Genomic DNA, 18,417 nt, shown 5'->3' with positions numbered 1-18,417 from the left:
AGTTTTTTTCATCCGTCTTCGCCTGTGCTCCAGCTTTGGTATCAACGCCTTCATAGCTCACCGTTTCTGATTAATCCATATCATCTTCCCAGAAATCACCGTGCGTCAGCACCAGGCTGGAGCTGATGTGAGACATGTTATCGACGATTAGGTTTCTGGTTTTTCCATTGAACGAATAACCAGGAAATCTTCAGAAATTCCACCATCATTCTGTACAGCTTGTCGATCATGAACAAACCAGGCATACATTTCTGACGGGGCAACATCTTCAGGTAGAGGTGGAGGCTGATCCAGAAACGCAGCCTGCGCGTAACCGATAAATCTTCTCGCTCTCCTCAATGCAGGCTCATAGATATTCGGCACTATCCGGAGCCGTTTATCATCGGGATTATTTTCCATACTGTTTCTCATTTTTAATGCTGCACTATGGACATCTTCCAGCCAGCCCCAGTTTTTACGTAGTAAGTCGATCTCATTCTGATACTGACCGGCAGTTTCTTTGGACTGTGACGATATCCCTAATAGCCCTACAGACGCGGTCGCGGATGATAAAGCATCACCACGTTTATTCTCATACTTAATACACTCCCGGCGATATTGATAATATTGCCGCCCCATCCATTCAAAATAACTGTCCAGATGGCGGTTTTGTGCGCCAACAGTGACCTCTTTAAAGGGCACAGCCTGTTGGTAAATCTTTGTCCACTGTGCAACTGACTTACGGTTGACACTGTCCTGCATAATGAAATAGCTGGCAACATCAGTATCAGTTTGATCAAGCGTTTGTAGATCTGGAAAAGGAACCCCTGCCATAGTCGCTGCCCGGTACATCCGGTGAAGGGCCACACGACAAAGTTCAGCGCTGGGTTTTTGTTCGTTAGGTTTCAGCCCACCGCCTACATCCTCCGCACATCCTGGCAACAGCTCTTCCTGATGCTTTTCATTACTCCCGCCCAGGCAATAAAGACTGCGCCATGGTCGGTTTTCATGAGCAGCGACCAGGTGCAAAGCATTTTTAACCGTTTCTGGCAGGGCCGAGTCTTGATCAACAGATTTATCGCCCAGCAAGATACTAACGCCACTTACTGGTCCACCCAATGTACCAACAAACCAATCCACGCCATTATTACTACTGGCGGGTGTATGCCGGGCGCAATCAAATAAGCCAGTAAAAAGGATCTCTACAGGGATACCTTGATAAGTATATTTATCACCCTGTTTCTGAAAAACATCCTCTATTAACGTATCAATGAATTTACGAGAGAGTGTTGCACCAATATCATAGCCAAAAAAAGAAATGGAGATCCGTTTGACAGGAACCTGACTCTTAGTTTTGATTTCTTTAAAAGCCTCTTCAAATGTAGTTTTCGTCGAAGTGATTCTGGTATCAACACCTGTTACCAACATATCGGCAATAGTGGGATTATCACGCAACCAAGGTGTTGCTTCTATACCCGATTTCTTTGCTGCGTTTTTAGCTACCTCGCCCGCTAGCGTTCTCCACTCCGAAGGACTTACCAGTTTACTTCCTGAGTCCTTTAAAACCTCCCACCAGTTACTACCTTTCAGTAATTCCATACCAGCATCTTTTGCCATTTCTTTTGACTGTTCTTTAAGGTCATCCAGAACAGAACTCCGGGCACCATCCATGATGGTATGAAGTTTTGAAGTTAGATTTTCCTGGAATGGGGTACCTAACCCGGAAATATAGAATTTAGAGTGGTTTTCATGGGGAGTGTCTTGCTGCGCACTGGGAAAGGCCCGAAATAAACGGGCAATGTTACTGAGGCGATTCTCTGACGCATCCTGTTCAATATTACGGTGAATACCATCAAAAAAGAATCCCGTATGCCAAGTTCGAGCACAATTACCTACTTTTGCATCCTCAGCCAACTGTGCACGATTCGCAGCCGCAATTATACTTTCAATATCCATGCTTAACATTCCTGTCAGTCAGTATGCTCTAAAATCACTTCAGCCTTAGGACTTACGAAGCCTGTTCCCCACCACAGTCGAACTTTATCTCCCGGAAAAAAATAAACATGGAGATAATTTTCTTCCCATTTTCTTTTTGGTAATGGCATAACAACACGACGAGTTTCTTTACGAAGACCCGCATCGTACTGTGCTCTCGTGGTGCTTAGTGTCCAGATGACTTCCGCTGAATTACCACTGATACTGCCACAACAAGTTGATCCACCAGGCCCCGAAGCATATGGATTATTTTTATCATGTGCAGAAGAATTTGCCCCTGCCACACCGTTAACGCTAAACCCCAGAATAGGCCTGTCAATTTCACTGTGAATGATCAATGTTACTGGCCCCGTCGGCGGTCCCCAGACTGCAGCCCAGATTAACCAGCCTCCATATGCCAGCACCATGACCAACAAACCTCTCCAGATCCATTTTCCACAGCGGGCATAACCCCGATTTATGGCATGATCAACTTTATCGAAGGTTTTAAAAAATCCCATATGTATGTTCCGTTATATCCAGGCACGTATATTGTGCGGGGTTTCAGCTTTATGCATTACCGTGTTGAGTCAACATATTTACTAGCGATCGTGATCCACTCACCACTTTCGGTAATGCAGCCCTGAATGCATCTGATTCCAGTATCGCCTTCCCACCGTTGAGGTAGTAAAGTGCATAGACCTTCCGATCCATGGAAGATAACAGGCCCGCCTCTTCACTCTTTTTCAGCGCTTTAACCACCATTGAATGCTGCGCACATGGCGGGAATATCTTACTGACGGGCATTTTCTGCCATTCATTCAACACACTGGTCACTTCTGGTTTATCCGTAATCTTCTGCCAGGTGGCTTTCTCAAGTCGGATAATGTGATTAGCGGGCATTTCCACCTCCGAAGGTCTTATAGCAAGAGATTGCCACTGTACTTCTCCGGGAAACCACCACTGCGTGATGCCATTGAACAGAAAGGCATGCCAGTCACAGTCAGCACACTGTGCCAGCGTTTCCATAACATGACTGGCATAAAAGCGCGTCAACGCAGTAGAGTCGTCTGGCCGCACAATTGTACAACCACGGGATAACTGCACTGCCAGCATTGATGGATAACGCGTTGAAAGAATGACTGCTGCACATCCAGGCAAAGACGCCAGATAGTCAGGTAGCCGCGCTGCATTATCAATTTCCAGCAACCAGGGACCATAGCTCTGAAACTCTGTCAATTGAGGGTGGATATACAGTGAATGTAACTGGTTTTCATGGTGCTCTTTAAATACCAGAAAATCGGCCTCCGGCTGTGCACCAGCTTCAAAGAGCAGATTAATATGAGCGTCTTTATTATCAGGCAACGCCTGAAGTAATGGTGTGAAATCCATTATTATGCCCCTTGCACTATCGCATCATTCGCCTGAATAGCTTTAAGCAGGCACGGGATACAGATTTTTTCCGTTATGGCGGGATACATTTCCGGAATATTAAGCGGCAAAGTAGCCGCCCCCGCAGCCATCGTCCGTTTCACCTTCCGTATATACGACGCCGTCGTACCATACTCGACCTTCCCGGCCTCAAGCTTCAGGTAACTGCCACCACCAATTAGCGTGATACGCTTTTTCCCGGCAAACGAGATGTCACTTGCTGAGCTCATCGTCAGCTTCTTCTGTGCAAACAGCCGCAGGCTGGCGTTCTGCGCCTGCACATCCACCGGTCCTTCCGACGCCTTCAGGCTCAGCTGCCCCTCCCTCGCAAACAGCCCCAGCTTTTCCCCTGCCAGCGCCGTCATGTTGCCCATTGTTCCGGTGCTGATATCCCCGCCCGCATTAATGGCAACGTTCTTCGTGGCCGTCATCTGCAGGTGCTCCCCGCTGGTCAGGGCCATTCCTTCCGGAGCGGACATCAGCAGCGCCTCATTGAGCGGCTTCAGCCGCTGCTCAAACATCGCTATCTGGCTGTCCACGTCCGCTTTCAGCGCCTGCGCCTGCTCTGCGGCGATTTCCAGCTGCTGCAGTTGCTGATTCAGCCTGTCGATTTCCTTCAGCGCGGCATCCATGTCCAGCGCATCACCCTGCGCTTTCGCCTGTGCATCCGCACTGACAAACGTAAGCGTCCAGCGAAAGCCGTCTGGTCATAATCTGAAGCATCCGACAAAGTGGTGTCCACCAAATAAGTAGTGGGAACCAAAGTGTCAGATATGCAGAAAAATATGACTCCCGGCAGGCGTAAAGGCTGCCCTAATTATTCTCCTGAGTTTAAGCAGCAGCTCGTTACTGCCTCCTGCGAACCCGGGATATCCATCTCAAAACTGGCGCTCGAAAATGGCATCAACGCCAATCTGTTGTTCAAATGGCGCCAACAATGGCGCGAGGGAAAGCTGCTGTTACCTTCTTCAGAGAGCCCTCAGCTACTTCCTGTGACTCTGGATGCAGCTGTCGTACAGTCAGAGCAGCCCGCAGAGGACCCGGAAACCCTCAGTATCAGCTGTGAGGTAACGTTCCGGCACGGGACGCTTCGCCTCAATGGCTCTGTCAGCGAAAAGCTCCTGACCCTGCTGATACAGGAGCTCAAACGGTGATCCCGTTACCAACAGGCACCAAAATCTGGCTGGTTGCCGGTATCACTGACATGCGCAACGGCTTCAATGGTCTCGCCGCAAAGGTGCAGACGATGCTGAAAGACGATCCGATGTCCGGCCACGTCTTCATCTTCCGGGGCCGCAGCGGCACTCAGGTCAAACTACTGTGGTCTACCGGTGACGGACTGTGCCTGCTGACCAAACGGCTGGAGCGAGGCCGCTTCGCCTGGCCGTCAGCCCGTGATGGCAAAGTGTTCCTGACCCCGGCGCAGCTGGCAATGTTGCTCGAGGGCATCGACTGGCGACAGCCGAAGCGGTTGCTGACCTCCCTGACCATGCTGTAGGTCTCTTTATCCTGGTTGTCGCAGAATAAGCCTGGTAAAATGATGGCTTATGAACGACACCTCTTCTGACGATATCCTACTGCTGAAACAGCGCCTGGCTGAGCAGGAAGCGTTGATCCACGCCCTGCAGGAAAAGCTGAGCAACCGGGAGCGTGAAATAGACCACCTGCAGGCACAACTGGATAAACTCCGCCGGATGAATTTCGGCAGCCGTTCCGAAAAGGTCTCCCGCCGTATCGCACAGATGGAAGCTGACCTGAACCGGCTGCAGAAAGAAAGCGATACCCTTACCGGTCGGGTGGATGACCCGGCCGTGCAGCGCCCGTTGCGTCAGACCCGTACCCGCAAACCTTTCCCTGAATCACTTCCCCGTGACGAAAAACGGCTGCTGCCGGCAGAGCCATGCTGCCCGGACTGCGGTGGTGTGCTGAGCTACCTGGGTGAAGATACCGCCGAACAGCTGGAGCTGATGCGCAGCGCCTTCCGGGTTATCCGGACCGTGCGGGAAAAACACGCCTGCACAAAATGTGATGCCATCGTGCAGGCCCCCGCGCCTTCACGCCCCATCGAGCGGGGCATCGCTGGACCGGGACTGCTGGCCCGCGTGCTGAGCTCAAAGTATGCAGAGCATACCCCGCTGTACCGCCAGTCAGAAATATACAGCCGCCAGGGTGTGGAACTGAGCCGTTCACTGTTGTCGGGCTGGGTGGATGCATGCTGCCGGCTGCTGTCCCCGCTGGAGGAGGCGCTTCAGGACTATGTCCTGACTGATGGCAAACTCCATGCCGATGATACCCCCGTCCAGGTGCTGCTGCCGGGTAATAAGAAGACGAAGACCGGGCGGTTGTGGACGTATGTTCGTGATGACCGCAACGCTGGATCAGCAGTCGCACCGGCGGTGTGGTTCGCTTACAGCCCGGACAGAAAAGGCATCCATCCGCAGACCCATCTTGCTGGCTTCAGCGGTGTGCTGCAGGCGGATGCGTACGCCGGGTTCAACGAGCTGTACAGGGATGGCCGGATAACGGAAGCCGCCTGCTGGGCTCATGCCCGCCGAAAGATCCACGATGTGCACGTCCGCACATCGTCAGCGCTGACGGAAGAGGCCCTGAAACGGATCGGCGAGCTATACGCCATCGAGGGGAATATAAGAGGAATGCCGGCGGAGCAGCGTCTTGCAGTACGTCAGCAAAAAGCTAAACCGCTGCTGAAATCCCTGGAAAGCTGGCTGCGTGAAAAGATGAAAACGCTCTCAAGGCACTCAGAGCTGGCGAAGGCGTTCACGTATGCGCTGAACCAGTGGCCGGCGCTGGCGTACTATGCGGAGGACGGCTGGGCCGAAGCCGATAATAACATCGCTGAAAATGCGCTGCGGACGGTCAGTCTGGGTCGTAAAAACTTCCTGTTCTTCGGCTCTGACCATGGTGGTGAGCGGGGAGCACTGCTGTACAGCCTGATCGGAACGTGCAAACTGAACAGCGTGGATCCAGAGAGCTACCTTCGCCACGTGCTTGACGTGATAGCCGACTGGCCGGTCAACCAGGTCAACGAACTACTTCCCTGGCGCATCATACTGCCAACTGAATAGCACATCCCCGTCAATACGGCTCTCGCTGGACGCTTACTGACAAACAGCCCCTTCCCGGCTCTCAGGGTTCCCCGTTCATCGGTGCGCAGCTCTGTGCCTTTACCGCGAAGCTGCCCCTTGCTGTCCACCAGGTGCCCGCTGTTGAGCTGCGTCCTGCCGTATTCCGTGGCGAGCTTGATGTGCTCCTCACCGCGCCTGTCTTCCATCCGCAGCTTGTTGTTCGCGGGAGTTCGCAGCACGTTGCAGGTGTGGTTGTCCCGGTTCACAGGGTCAGGATGCTCAGAGTCGTGCAGCGCATACGCGATGTACGGCAGGTCAATATCGCCGTTGCTGTACGCAATCGCCACTTCGGTGCCGTCGATGAGCGGCGTATGCCAGCCCAGCGTTTCACCGGCATAAGGCTTTGCCATCCGCAGCCACAGGTAGCCGTAACCGGGTTCCGTCCCCTCCCGGTCGAAGTCAGGCTTCACCCGGTAGCGCCCCTGTTCGTCCAGGTGAGCGTAAATGTCGTTCTTCTCCCGGCTCTCAATTCGGGCCGGAAGCGTACCGTGAATTTCCGGACGCGGGATGTCTGCCGGACGGAAGCAGTAACGCTCGGTGTAGGGCAGGCCCCAGACCGACACGTGCAGGCGGGAATCACGCGCTCCCCGACAGGTCACGAGGGTGAGGACAACACCCTCTTTCAGGGCCGTAATGACGTCGCCCTGCGGCTCCAGAACCTGCCCGGGCGCGAGGTGTGAGGCGTTGCTGAACAGGTGAATGCGTGCCGACCTGTTGAGCTCCCGCTCGTGGTGAAGCCGGGCGTAGAACGCGCCGGACTCGGTTTCCGGCTCCGGGTCGCTGTCGTCGCCTGCTTCCCTGTACGGCTCTTTGTAGCGGTAGTGTTCGCCCGTCGTCACCGCATCACTGCGCACGCTGACCGTGGCATCCATCGGCGTGGAGGCGGTCCGGTAGTTGTAATCCCGCGTGGTGACGGTCCCGGTGGCAACCCTGTACCAGGTCCGCACGTCCCAGACCGACTCTGCCGCGCCGTCGAACAGACCCGATGGCTCGCTGTACGGCAGGCGCACGTCAAACCGGTAGTTCAGCTGGCTGTCGGCAAAAATGTACGTATCCAGACCGCGCACGTCGTCCATCTCCGTGCGCCAGTAAATCCCCACCTCAGACAGAATGCGCCGGACGAACTGCAGGTCCGTTTCCCGCCACTGGGTGATAATTTCACGCGGCGGGTACGTGCGCTCCAGCCTGAATTCAAAATCCGCACCTTCCAGCCCGTGCTTGCGCAGCACCTGCTCAACCACCTCAGGAACGGACTGGTTCTGATAAACGGCGCACTGTCGGGTATATCCCAGCAGCGCCAGGCGGGAGCTGAGCGTGAGCCGGTAGCGGGACTGGTCCCTGGAGGTGGACAGCCATTCCAGACGGGTCACCATGCCGTGAACACTTTTACCGCTCCGCATCCGGAAGGTGGCATATTTCATCAGCGCCTGTTCCGGAGGAATGTTCGCCTGCGGCGTGGTGAACTCGATGTCCCATCTGAACGGCTCGCTCAGTGCTTCCCTGCCGTAAAAGCGCAGGACATCCGGCTTCGCTGAGCTGTCATTGATATCCAGAAAATATCGGGTCTGTCCGTCAAAAAGCGCTGACCAGTTATCCATAACAAAACCACATAAAAAGAATGGGCAAAGTGAAATATTTACATAACTCAAATTTATTGTAAATATCTGATCTTAAACATGGAAATAGCGGTATTGGGTATAAATGGAGGAGAGAAATAAATAGACCCGTTAAGCATGCAAATTATTTATATAATTGTTCACGCTTTGCTTGTCGCGTACGGTTTCACCGCTCAGGTCGTCAACACGGAAACGACCTGAGAATGAAAAGAAGCCTGGCTCCAACATCAGGGACATTGCTTATAAGAGACAGGCTTGTGCAGCGTTTATCTTACTTCGCCGCGTTATTCATCACCGCATTGAATTTATCGACGGGACAGAAGCCGTTCGCGTCCACCGGGCAGCCTTTCAGCTCCAGCGTCACGCGCTGCGCGGGCGACTGCAGCGACAGCACGCTGGCGTTACGCAGCTGCTCTGAACTCTGATAGACATACTCAATTTTCATCAGCTCCTGGTTGGCATTTTTATCATGCCAGCGCTGGAAGACAATCTTGCCGCCAATCGGGGTGCGCTCCTGCTGGTCGTGCAGCTGATAAGGTTTGAAATCCAGAGCCGTCAGCAGGGAAGCAATGTTCGAGTCATGCCCCACCAGCAGGGTGATCTTAGGCGCTTTCGCCTGTTCGGTGACCAGCGTTTTATCAATGTACTTCACCAGCGGCTTCGCCACATTTTGCGCCACCTCGGTGGAGGTAAAGAGCGAATCCTGATAGCCGTTCTTCAGCTTCGACAGCACGCGCCACTGCTGGTCGGTTTTGATTTCACCCCAGGCCACCTGGTCGGCCGGGAAACCTTCGTAATACTGCAGCGTGAACGCGTCCACCAGCGAGTTACCCACCTTCAGCGGCCCGGATACGCCAGGCTCTTTTTCATAGTCGGCGCTGAAGGTATCTTTCGCGTCCGCCAGCGAGCAGATCTTTTTCTCTTTGCAGGACGGGGAATCGGCGTAGTTCGTCATCTGCTCCAGCAGCTTATAGCTTTCGGTAAGCTGCATTTTCTGCCGCTCGGTCTCCATCGCCTTCAGCGCTTTTTCACGGAATTCCGGCGAGTTATCGGTAATCACCGGGTTAAAGGTCGGATCCATGGTGCCCATTTTTTCCTGATGATGCACGGGAACGTCACAGCCCGGGAACGCGCCGGTAATGAAGAACTGTGCGGTGGCGACGGTGCGCTGCAGGCTGTTGGCATAAGCGTAAACGCTATCCGCCGCTGGACATTCTCCCGTTTTCACCATCCCCTGCTGCGCCAGCCACTCGCGCATGTAATGGCCCATATAGACTTCCAGCACGCCACCCTTTGTAGTGAGCTGACCGCCCGGCACCTCCCACTCCGGCCACTGCTTCGGCGTGGACTGCTCCAGCACGCTGCCGTTATTGGCGAGCGGCGCGCGCAGGTTGTGACGGCTCATGATTAAAACTTGCTCCAGCTGATACCCTTCCGGCGTTTCTTGCGCCTGCACGCCAAACGTTGCTGAAATGGAACCGGCGACTGCCAGCGCGAGTAATGCTTTTCTCATCCCTAATTCCTCACTCGTTTTAAAATGTCGTGCTCAGTGTGACAGATTCGTCACAATTTTCCGGGAAGCATTTCTCAAACTGATGATTAACGTGCTTACGGTGTGTGCCGATTAGTTTTATAATAAAACCACACCCCACCGGAGAATTGACTGTGAAACGTACCCGCCTTGAAGAAAGCACCTGCCCCGTCGCCCGTTCGCTGGATATCATCGGCGACTGGTGGTCGCTGCTTATCGTGCGCGACGCGCTGCGCGGGATTAAACGCTTCGGCGAGTTCCAGAAAAGCCTCGGTATCGCGAAAAATATGCTGACCACGCGGCTCAAGCTGCTGGTTGATGAAGGCATCCTCCGGCTTCAGCCCGCCTCCGACGGCAGCGCCTGGCAGGAGTATGTCCTGACCGAAAAGGGACGCGCCCTGCAAACGGTGCTGGTTGCCCTGTCACAGTGGGGGAATGAATTTTTGTTTGCGGAAAACGAATGCGGCACCGTGCTGGTCGATACCGAACAGCGTAAACCCCTGCGTAAACTGGCACTTATCGCCGACGACGGGCGCGAGCTGACGCCTGAGCAGATCGTGGCAAAACTCCCCTCCTGATCGCGCCCGATGGCAAAAGCACAAAATGGCCGCAAAAATGGTTGCATTATAAAACCAAATGACAGAGAGTTAACCCAGTTTCATATTGAAACCAAATAACCCACTTTGCATTGAGGTAATACGCGATGACTACGCAAATCACCACCGCCCTGATTACGGGCGCCTCTTCCGGAATTGGCGCCGTTTATGCCGATCGTCTTGCCGCACGCGGCGCTAATCTGGTGCTTGTCGCCCGCCGCGAGGATCGTCTGAAAACCCTCGCCGCCGACCTGCGCGCGCGCTACGGCGTGGCCGTCGATATTCTGGTGGCCGATCTTACCGATGAAGCCGGGATCCGCGCTGTGGAAGAGGAACTGCGCAGCAACACCGCCATTGATACGCTCATTAACAACGCGGGCACCGCGCAGATGGCGCCGTTCCTCGCGGGAGATGTGGCGCAGCATCAGGCCATCAATACCCTGAACACCACGGCGCTGATGCGTCTGACCTACGCTATTCTGCCCCGCCTGGCGCAGAACAATCGCGGCACGCTGATCAATATCGCGTCGGTGCTGGCCCTGCACGTCCGGGCGGGCAGCGCGCTCTACAGCGCCACCAAGGCGTGGGTGTTGAGCTTTACCCGTGGGTTACAGGAAGAATTTGCCGAGAGCAACGTGCGCATTCAGGCCGTGCTGCCCGCCGCCACGGCGACAGAAATCTGGAGCCATTCGGGCGTCACGGTGAGCGATCTGCCGGAAGGATCGGTGATGACCACCGACGATATGGTGGATGCGTCGCTGGCGGGGCTGGATCAGGGCGAACCGATCACCATCCCGCCGATGCATGACGCCGGCCTGTGGGATCGCTACGAAGCGGCGCGCCTTGAGCTGTTCAACAGCGCGCGCACCGGCATTCCGGCACCGCGCTACGTTAAGCAGTAGCCTAACGCTCAAGCTGGTCGCCGTACTCGCTCATCCAGGCGGCCAGCGGGGAGAGCGCATTTTACAGGAAACGACGAGGCGCTTAACGCGATGATGGCGGAGATTATCAAGCTGGTGCCGCTGGGCAGAATGGGCTCCACGGCGGAATGGGGAGTTTGTAACTCAAAAGGCGCTGATGCCGGTGACGATGCCGACATACATCGCCGCCCATACGCAGGCGGAAAGCAGGCTGACGGCGTAGACCTTGACCGCATTCAGCCTGAACATCCCCGCCGCCAGCGGCACGATGTAGCGCAGCACCGCCAGGAAGCGCGCGGTGAACAGCACCACCACCCCGTTTTTCTGCAGCTGATGCTGCACCCGCAGCAATTTACCGGCGTGTTTAGCACTGAAGCGGGTCATCCATCGCGTGTGCCCCATCAGCTGGCCGATATGGTAGTTCAGCACCGAACCCGCCGTTGCCCCCATCACCACGGCGAGCCATGCCAGCGCAGGATGCATGCTTCCCTGGCTGACGGTAATGCCCGCTAGCAGCACCACCGACGCGGGAGGCAGCACGGAGGAGATCAGCACCGTCGATTTACTCAGCGCCATCATAAATAACAGCGCAAAAAGATGTGCCGGATACAGCGCAAAATGATTCAGCAGCGCGTCATGCCACGTCATTTTCTCCTCCCCAGGTAAATATCATTCTCCATTTAAAAGGAATTAACTTAAATAGACCCTCAACATTTTATTAATAATATTTATCTAAACCGTTCTTAAACATTATTTAAATTCCTGAGCGGTAAATTTAAACAGGCGTATTATTCCTCACGTTTTAAACGATCTCGTTATGGCGAGGCTCCTGTACAAATACACGTTATCGCTCTGGTAGGTTCGAGAGAACCGACACAGGGTAAAACAGGCACTGTCGAATCAAGGCTTTGTCAGTATAACTTCCCTCACGGGATACGGTGTACAGTGCTGAACCCAGGACGTGGGGATCTCCTCTTCGACATGCCCTGTCTTGCTCGCCCCTGAGAGATGTTATTATTCAAAGGGAATTCACTATGTCTTACGCTATTCACAACCAAAACCTGGCATTCAATGACAGCGCCATCGCGCAATATATGAATACCGATTTTATCGTCCTCGATATTTCATTATGCGTGGCGCTGGCGCGCGAGCAATTCTTCGAAAAATTAAAAGATGATGATATTCCGTCGCATATTTTTATTGAAGACAATGGCCGCCTGGCGGGCATGATTGCCGTGCGTAAATTGCTGCAGACCGCCGACACGGTACAGCCGGTGAAATCGCTGATGATTTCGCAGTTTTTGCAGGTCAAACCGGAGGATGAACGTGCCGACGTTGCCGGACTGCTGGCGCACGGCGGCGCGGATGTGGTGCCCGTGGTCACCCACGGCAAGCTTGTCGGCTGCCTGACCGAACGCGAAATCGCCCATCTGCTGGAAGATGACGTCACCGAAGATGCTCAGCTTCAGGGGGCGACGCTGCCGCTGGAAAAGCCCTATCTGGAAACCAGCGCCTTCAGCCTGTGGAAAAAACGCTCCGTCTGGCTGCTGCTGCTGTTTGTCGCGGAAGCCTACACCAGCTCGGTCATTCAGCATTTTGAAGAGGCGCTGGAGTCCGCCATCGCGCTGGCGTTCTTTATTCCGCTGCTGATCGGCACGGGCGGCAACAGCGGGACGCAGATCACCTCCACGCTGGTGCGCGCCATGGCGCTGGGGGAAGTGCGTCTGCGCGACGTTGGCCGCGTGCTGCGCAAAGAGATGACCACCTCGCTGATGATTGCCGCCACGCTCGGTATCGCCGGATGCATTCGCGCCTGGATGATGGGGATTGGGCTGGAAATTACGCTTATCGTCAGCCTGACGCTGGTGTGCATTACGCTGTGGAGTGCGATTGTGTCGTCCGTCATTCCGATGGTGCTCAAGCGCTGCGGCATTGACCCGGCGGTCGTCTCCGCGCCGTTTATCGCGACGCTTATCGACGGCACCGGTCTGATTATCTACTTCAAGATTGCGCAATATACGCTGGGGCTGGAGTAATCTTGCGAGCACCTCTTTCCTGTGATTGAGGTGCTCACTGTGCTACACGTCACCCAGCTGATGCGCAATCTCGCGCAGCTGCTGGGCCAGCGCCTGGAGGTTTTTTCCCTTCTCCCCTTTCGGCCCGGTAGACTGTCGCACCACCAGACGAGCAGGTAAAATCGAGGACATGCGCAGGGCACTCTCTTCGCCGCTGTCCAGAATGCGGCGCACCGCCTCTTTACCCTGCAGATCTAAATCCAGTGAGACCGTCGTCAGCGCCGGGTAGAAGAACGAGCTTTCGTAGGTATCATCGTAGCCAATCACCGACTTCTCGCCCGGAATGGAAATCTGCTGCTGGTGGAAGGCGCTTAGTACGCCCAGCGCCATCTGGTCGTTGGCCACCAGCACGGCGGAAAACTGCGGCGTTTCGCGCAGCATCTGCAGCGCGCCGGCATACCCGCTCTGCGCATCCCAGTTGCCGCGGATCACCGAGGCGGGCTCCAGCCCGTAACCCTTCAGGGTTTCGATCCAACTTTTTAGCCTCAACTGTGCCGACACAGAGGACTCCGGCCCCGCCAGCAGGGCGATGTCGCGATGGCCCAGCTCGTAAAGGTATTTAACGCTGGCGCGGGTCCCGTCCGCCGGGTTAAACGAAACGTTAAACACGGAACTGTACGGGTCGACGTCCAGGAAAAGACAGACGATATCGTCGTTTTCGGTGGCGATTTTCTGCGCCTCTTCGGCCTCCAGCGGCACGTTAATGATCACCTTGCTCACCAGCTGGGACTTCAGCTCGTTGATAGAATCCTGAATGCTTTGGTTGACGTTCTCATCGATCATCGAGATCAGCACCTGGTATCCCTCCACGTTCGCATAGCGTTTTACCGCTGCGGCCACCTGGGAAGGCGCGTGCAGAGCCAGTGAAATAGTCACCAGCCCGACGGTCTGACTCTGCTTGCCGACCAGCTGCTGGGCCAGGCGATTCGGCACATACCGCAATAACGCTATGGATTTCTCCACCTTGTGACGCGTGGCTTCGGATACATTGGCAGATTTATTCAGCACCCTGGACACGGTCTGATAGGAGACGCCCGCGTGGCGTGCGACGTCCTCTAACGTTGCGCTTTTCGACTTCATGGTCCGGTTCCTTATGTTGTTATGCGCTGATTGTAACAGGGGCGCTGATAAAAAACGCTTACCACCCTCATCTCGCGAGCAAAATGCACCAAAAAAGTATGACGCTCACAATGACACAATTTGTGGACCAGCTCATCACTCGTAACAAAATAGTCTATTTTATTTGCAGTTAATCACACATTTAGGATCGTGTAATTGCCAGAAAACAGGTTTAGGCATTTTATGACAGCGGATTTGTGAACGTATTACAAAACAATAAGAGGGTAACAATGAACACGACGATCCGCTCTGTATCCGTTGCGCTGGCTGCCGCGTTAGCGTCTCCATCGCTGTTTGCCGCGTCTTCGGTACCGATTGATTTTCATGGCTATCTTCGCTCCGGCGTGGGCGTCTCACGGGATGGTGGGATGGAGGAGTGGCAGAAGAACAAAATTGGCCGTCTGGGTAACGAAGCCGATACCTACGGTGAGCTGGAACTGGGCTCTGAGGTCTACAAAAAGAACGACGTAAGCTTTTATCTCGACAGCATGGTGAGCATGGTGTCTGACGGTTCAAACGATAATGAAACCACCTTTGGCGACGATGCCCAGTTTGGCCTGCGTCAGCTGAACCTGCAGATCAAGGGGCTAATTCCGGGCGATCCCAACGCGGTTATCTGGGGTGGGAAGCGCTATTACCAGCGCCACGACCTGCACATCATCGACACCAAATACTGGAATATCTCGGGATCCGGTGCAGGTATTGAGAACTATACGCTCGGCCCCGGTGCGGTCTCCGTGGCGTGGATCCGCGGCGATGCCAACGACGTGGACTACCGCGTTGACGGTGATAACGACGTAAACATCAACTATATCGATCTTCGCTATGCGGGCTGGAAACCGTGGGCGGGCGCATGGACAGAAGTGGGTATTGATTACGCCATGCCGAACCCGACCAACAAACAGAAAGAGTACGGCGGCCTTTACGAGGCCGACAACGGCGTGATGGTGACCGGCGAGATCAGCCAGGACATGCTGGGCGGATACAACAAGCTGGTGCTGCAGTACGCTAATAAAGGCCTGGCGCAGAACATGGTGTCCCAGGGGGGCGGCTGGTACGACATGTGGAACTATGTGAACGATGCCAGCGGCTACCGCGTGATTAACACCGGCTTAATTCCCATTACCGACAAGCTCTCTTTCAACCACGTGTTGACCTGGGGTTCGGCGGACGATACTACGCAATATACCGATAAATCCCGCCTGATTTCACTTGTCGGCCGCGCGCAGTACCAGTTTACCGAGTATGTCCGCCTGATTGGCGAAGTGGGTGGTTTCTACCAGAAAGACACCTACACCGACGGGTCTGACTACAAGCAGAGCGGCGAGAAATACACCATTGCCCTGGGGCTGGCCGATGGCCCTGACTTTATGTCGCGTCCGGAACTGCGCGTGTTTGCTTCTTACCTGAATGATTCCGAAAAAGGGAAATCCTTCGAGGACGGCACCGCGAATAATACCTGGAACTTTGGCGTGCAGGTCGAAGCCTGGTGGTAAGCCTTCATTTTTAAAATGCGTTAATCGTTATTGTATCTCCAGCTAATTGCAGCGTATATCTCTGCTCAGGGATAGCCATTATTTTGGCTATCCCTTTTTTATATTTACTGATTAAAGTGTTCATCTAATAGCTGACGTAAGGCATCAGACTGCCTGCCAAATATGGCGTGCACCTGCTGACCGATAATAATAACGCCCAGCGCCCCTTCATTCTGTAGCGCCTGTGAATCGATCTTATTTAAATCGTTAACCGTCACGCGCAGGCGGGTAATACAGGCTTCGACGTGTTCAATATTATCGTCGCCGCCAAACGCGGGAATTAAACGCTGGGTAATTTGACTGTCCATAATACGCCTCATTCTATGCAGATAAAAAAATGCCTGCTCGTGGAGCAGGCTCTTTGCCATGTTGCCCGGACGGTGCGGTCTGATGCCCTCACCCCAACCCTCTCCCACAGGGAGAGGGAGAAAATCAACTACGCTTTACGCCTGAGCACTCGACAGTCCCACGGCAGCAGTACGGTATCGCCCGCTGCCACGGCATCGGTTATGCAGTCGGTATACCCTTTCGGCAGCGTGATGTACTGCTGCTGCGCCGTGTAGTTCTGTACAAACACCCAGGTGGTATCGCCATCCGTGCGCGCTGTGGCAACCACGCCCGGCGGGAGTTCACCCTCGATGGCGCGCGGCAGCGCCAGCTCGCTGATAATCCCGGCGAAGAAATCGCGCTGGAACGGCAGATCGTTGCGAGAAGCGACGTGCCACGCCTTGCCTTTCCCGACGCGGTTGACCGTTACCGCGGGGCGACCGGCGTAGAAATCATCGCGGTAGGTCGCCAGCACTTGTGCGGACTCCGCATAGATCAGCTCGCATAAATGCCGCACCTGATACGGCCCCTGCAGGCCTGCCGCGTTGCCCGCCAGCCCCTGAATCAGGTTGCGCTCCCCCTCGCCCAGGCAGTCGATCTCTTCCGCCCAGATGCCCAGGAGCTTGCGCAGCGGCCCAGGGAAACCGCCCAGATGGCAGAGATCGTTCTCATCCACCACGCCGGTCCAGTAGGTCGTCACCAGATGCCCGCCATTGGCCACAAAGGCTTCTGCCCGCTCGGCAAATCCATCGCGGATCATGTAAAGCATGGGGGCAATCACCAGCGCGTAGTGGCTAAGATCGCCGTCAGCGTCAATGACGTCCACAGCGATGCCTTTTTCCCAGAACGGACGATAGTGCTCGTTGACGGTTTTTTCGTACTCCATTCCCATATTGCGCGGACCTTCGGCATCGTCCAGCGCCCAGCGGTTTTGCTGGTCGAAGACGATCGCCACCCGGGCCTCGGTACGGCAGCCTGCGACCTCCGGCAGGCGGGCCAGCATCTCGCCCAGGCGCGTTACTTCACGCCCTACGCGGGTATCCAGATGCCCTACATGGTCGATAACCGCACCGTGGAATTTCTCCACCGACCCGCGGCTTTTACGCCACTGGAAGTACTGCACCGAATCCGCCCCGTGCGCCACCGCCTGCATTGACGAGAGAATATGCATCCCCGGCTTTTTCAGCTTGCTGGTTGGCTGCCAGTTGGTGGTGCTCGGCGTCGACTCCATCAGTACGAAGGGTTTGCCGCCCTTGAGGCTGCGCATCATGTCGTGATACATGGCGGTGTAGCAGGCAAGCGCCGTTTCGTCTCTCTCCCTATGCCACATCGGGTAGCTGTCCCAGGAGATAAAGTCGATCGCCTTCGCAAGCTGCCAGTAGTCGTAGTCGTAGAAATACTCCATAAAGTTGGTGGTCACCGGCAGTTGTGCATTCGCGGCTTTTAGCGGGGCCACTTCATGGCGGCAGAAATCGGTCACCTGCGCGGTATTGAAACGACGCCAGTCGAGGTTCAGGCCGTGAATCGACACTTCTCCCTGCGGCGCGGGGGACTCTATCTGCGACCAGTCGGTGTAGGTATGGCTCCAGAAGGTGCTCCACCACGCGTGGTTCAGCGCGTCCAGGGTTTTATAGCGCGCCTTCAGCCAGTCGCGAAAACGCGCCTGGCACAGGTGACAGTGACATTCGCCGCCGTATTCATTGGAGATATGCCAGCCCAGCACCGCCGGATGGTGTGAATAACGCTCTGCCAGCAGGCGGTTAATGGTGAAGGTCTTCTCGCGGTACACCGGCGATGACATGCAGTGGTTATGCCGTCCTCCGTGCAGCGCGGGCACGCGGTTGCGCCCCACGCGCAGCACCTCAGGGTATTTTTGCGACATCCACGCCGGACGCGCGCCGCTTGGGGTAGCAAGGAAAATATGAATACCTGCCGCATACAGTTTTTCAATAATATTATCCAGCCACGCAAAATCATATTCCCCTTCACGCGGTTCCAGCTTTGCCCAGCTAAATATCCCCACCGACATTACATTGCATTTGGCCTGCTGCATCATGGCAATATCTTTTTCAATAATACCGGGGTAATTCTCCCACTGCTCCGGGTTATAGTCGGCGCCATGCAATAACGCCGCGACCTTTGGGCTTAAAGGCGCAAATTTATTCATA

The 18,417-nt window shown here is 54.9% G+C and carries 16 protein-coding genes, 1 pseudogene and 1 riboswitch; of the genes and pseudogenes, 7 read left to right on the top strand and 10 right to left on the bottom strand.

Annotated features, from left to right (window positions below; all coding sequences use genetic code 11):
• Positions 1 to 147 precede the first annotated feature (147 nt).
• The 4 genes and pseudogenes from KGP24_RS08435 to KGP24_RS08420 all read right to left on the bottom strand — a co-directional run.
• A complete protein-coding gene (locus tag KGP24_RS08435; RefSeq protein WP_223563004.1) occupies positions 148 to 1,935 on the bottom strand; it encodes a DUF2235 domain-containing protein in 1,788 nt (595 codons plus the stop codon).
• Between the two features lie 14 nt (positions 1,936 to 1,949).
• The gene (locus KGP24_RS08430; protein ID WP_223563003.1) at positions 1,950 to 2,474 is read right to left on the bottom strand and encodes a hypothetical protein; all 525 of its coding nucleotides are present in this window, start codon (positions 2,472 to 2,474) and stop codon (positions 1,950 to 1,952) included.
• Between the two features lie 49 nt (positions 2,475 to 2,523).
• Positions 2,524 to 3,345: a DUF4123 domain-containing protein gene (locus KGP24_RS08425; protein ID WP_223563002.1), complete on the bottom strand. Its 822-nt coding sequence runs from the start codon at positions 3,343 to 3,345 to the stop codon at positions 2,524 to 2,526.
• 2 nt (positions 3,346 to 3,347) lie between these two features.
• Positions 3,348 to 4,064, bottom strand: a pseudogene (locus KGP24_RS08420) (DUF2345 domain-containing protein); the annotation flags it as partial.
• Positions 4,065 to 4,157: 93 nt separating this feature from the next.
• On the opposite strand from KGP24_RS08420, the gene KGP24_RS08415 reads away from it, so the two are divergent.
• From KGP24_RS08415 to KGP24_RS08405, 3 genes are read left to right on the top strand one after another with little or no spacing between them, the layout of a single operon-like run.
• Positions 4,158 to 4,538, top strand: coding sequence for a transposase (locus tag KGP24_RS08415; protein ID WP_112920520.1), 381 nt, complete (start codon positions 4,158 to 4,160; stop codon positions 4,536 to 4,538).
• Complete coding sequence (tnpB, locus tag KGP24_RS08410; RefSeq protein WP_112920513.1) at positions 4,535 to 4,882, top strand: IS66 family insertion sequence element accessory protein TnpB; 348 nt, start codon at positions 4,535 to 4,537, stop codon at positions 4,880 to 4,882. The genes KGP24_RS08415 and tnpB overlap by 4 nt, the downstream gene beginning before the upstream one ends.
• A 49-nt stretch (positions 4,883 to 4,931) precedes the next feature.
• Positions 4,932 to 6,470, top strand: coding sequence for an IS66 family transposase (locus tag KGP24_RS08405; protein WP_112920514.1), 1,539 nt, complete (start codon positions 4,932 to 4,934; stop codon positions 6,468 to 6,470).
• On the opposite strand, the gene vgrG is transcribed toward KGP24_RS08405, so the two are convergent.
• Together vgrG and agp are read right to left on the bottom strand one after the other, a co-directional pair.
• A complete protein-coding gene (gene vgrG, locus KGP24_RS08400; protein WP_245403333.1) occupies positions 6,377 to 8,128 on the bottom strand; it encodes a type VI secretion system tip protein VgrG in 1,752 nt (583 codons plus the stop codon). The genes KGP24_RS08405 and vgrG overlap by 94 nt on opposite strands.
• 289 nt (positions 8,129 to 8,417) lie before the next feature.
• Positions 8,418 to 9,659: a bifunctional glucose-1-phosphatase/inositol phosphatase gene (agp, locus tag KGP24_RS08395; RefSeq protein ID WP_194400035.1), complete on the bottom strand. Its 1,242-nt coding sequence runs from the start codon at positions 9,657 to 9,659 to the stop codon at positions 8,418 to 8,420.
• Between the two features lie 152 nt (positions 9,660 to 9,811).
• Between agp and KGP24_RS08390 the strand changes: the two genes are divergently transcribed.
• Complete coding sequence (locus KGP24_RS08390) at positions 9,812 to 10,255, top strand: helix-turn-helix domain-containing protein (protein WP_223563001.1); 444 nt, start codon at positions 9,812 to 9,814, stop codon at positions 10,253 to 10,255.
• 125 nt (positions 10,256 to 10,380) lie between these two features.
• Positions 10,381 to 11,175 carry an SDR family oxidoreductase gene (locus KGP24_RS08385; RefSeq protein ID WP_223563000.1) on the top strand — a complete coding sequence of 265 codons (795 nt, stop codon included), beginning with the start codon at positions 10,381 to 10,383 and terminating at the stop codon, positions 11,173 to 11,175.
• A 162-nt stretch (positions 11,176 to 11,337) separates the two neighbouring features.
• Here KGP24_RS08385 and KGP24_RS08380 read toward each other — a convergent pair whose 3' ends face one another.
• Positions 11,338 to 11,841, bottom strand: coding sequence for a DedA family protein (locus tag KGP24_RS08380; protein ID WP_223562999.1), 504 nt, complete (start codon positions 11,839 to 11,841; stop codon positions 11,338 to 11,340).
• 156 nt (positions 11,842 to 11,997) lie between these two features.
• Positions 11,998 to 12,167: riboswitch (M-box (ykoK) riboswitch) on the top strand.
• A gap of 60 nt (positions 12,168 to 12,227) precedes the next feature.
• Between KGP24_RS08380 and KGP24_RS08375 the strand changes: the two genes are divergently transcribed.
• On the top strand, positions 12,228 to 13,229 hold the full coding sequence (locus tag KGP24_RS08375) for a magnesium transporter (protein ID WP_223562998.1): 1,002 nt from the start codon (positions 12,228 to 12,230) through the stop codon (positions 13,227 to 13,229).
• Between the two features lie 42 nt (positions 13,230 to 13,271).
• On the opposite strand, the gene KGP24_RS08370 is transcribed toward KGP24_RS08375, so the two are convergent.
• The gene (locus KGP24_RS08370; RefSeq protein WP_223562997.1) at positions 13,272 to 14,348 is read right to left on the bottom strand and encodes a LacI family DNA-binding transcriptional regulator; all 1,077 of its coding nucleotides are present in this window, start codon (positions 14,346 to 14,348) and stop codon (positions 13,272 to 13,274) included.
• Positions 14,349 to 14,617: 269 nt separating this feature from the next.
• Between KGP24_RS08370 and KGP24_RS08365 the strand changes: the two genes are divergently transcribed.
• On the top strand, positions 14,618 to 15,883 hold the full coding sequence (locus KGP24_RS08365) for a maltoporin (RefSeq protein WP_063955750.1): 1,266 nt from the start codon (positions 14,618 to 14,620) through the stop codon (positions 15,881 to 15,883).
• Positions 15,884 to 15,987: 104 nt separating this feature from the next.
• Here the strand turns inward: KGP24_RS08365 and KGP24_RS08360 are convergent, their stop codons facing one another.
• Positions 15,988 to 16,230, bottom strand: a complete 243-nt coding sequence (locus KGP24_RS08360; RefSeq protein WP_223562996.1) for a PTS transporter subunit EIIB — start codon at positions 16,228 to 16,230, stop codon at positions 15,988 to 15,990.
• Between the two features lie 128 nt (positions 16,231 to 16,358).
• Complete coding sequence (locus tag KGP24_RS08355; protein ID WP_223562995.1) at positions 16,359 to 18,416, bottom strand: beta-galactosidase; 2,058 nt, start codon at positions 18,414 to 18,416, stop codon at positions 16,359 to 16,361.
• Position 18,417: the final 1 nt, after the last annotated feature.

The sequence above is a fragment of the Enterobacter sp. JBIWA008 genome, assembly GCF_019968765.1.
Lineage (GTDB): Bacteria > Pseudomonadota > Gammaproteobacteria > Enterobacterales > Enterobacteriaceae > Enterobacter.
The sequence above is the reverse complement of the archived record's forward strand: the minus strand, read 5'-3'. Positions and strand labels throughout refer to the sequence as shown.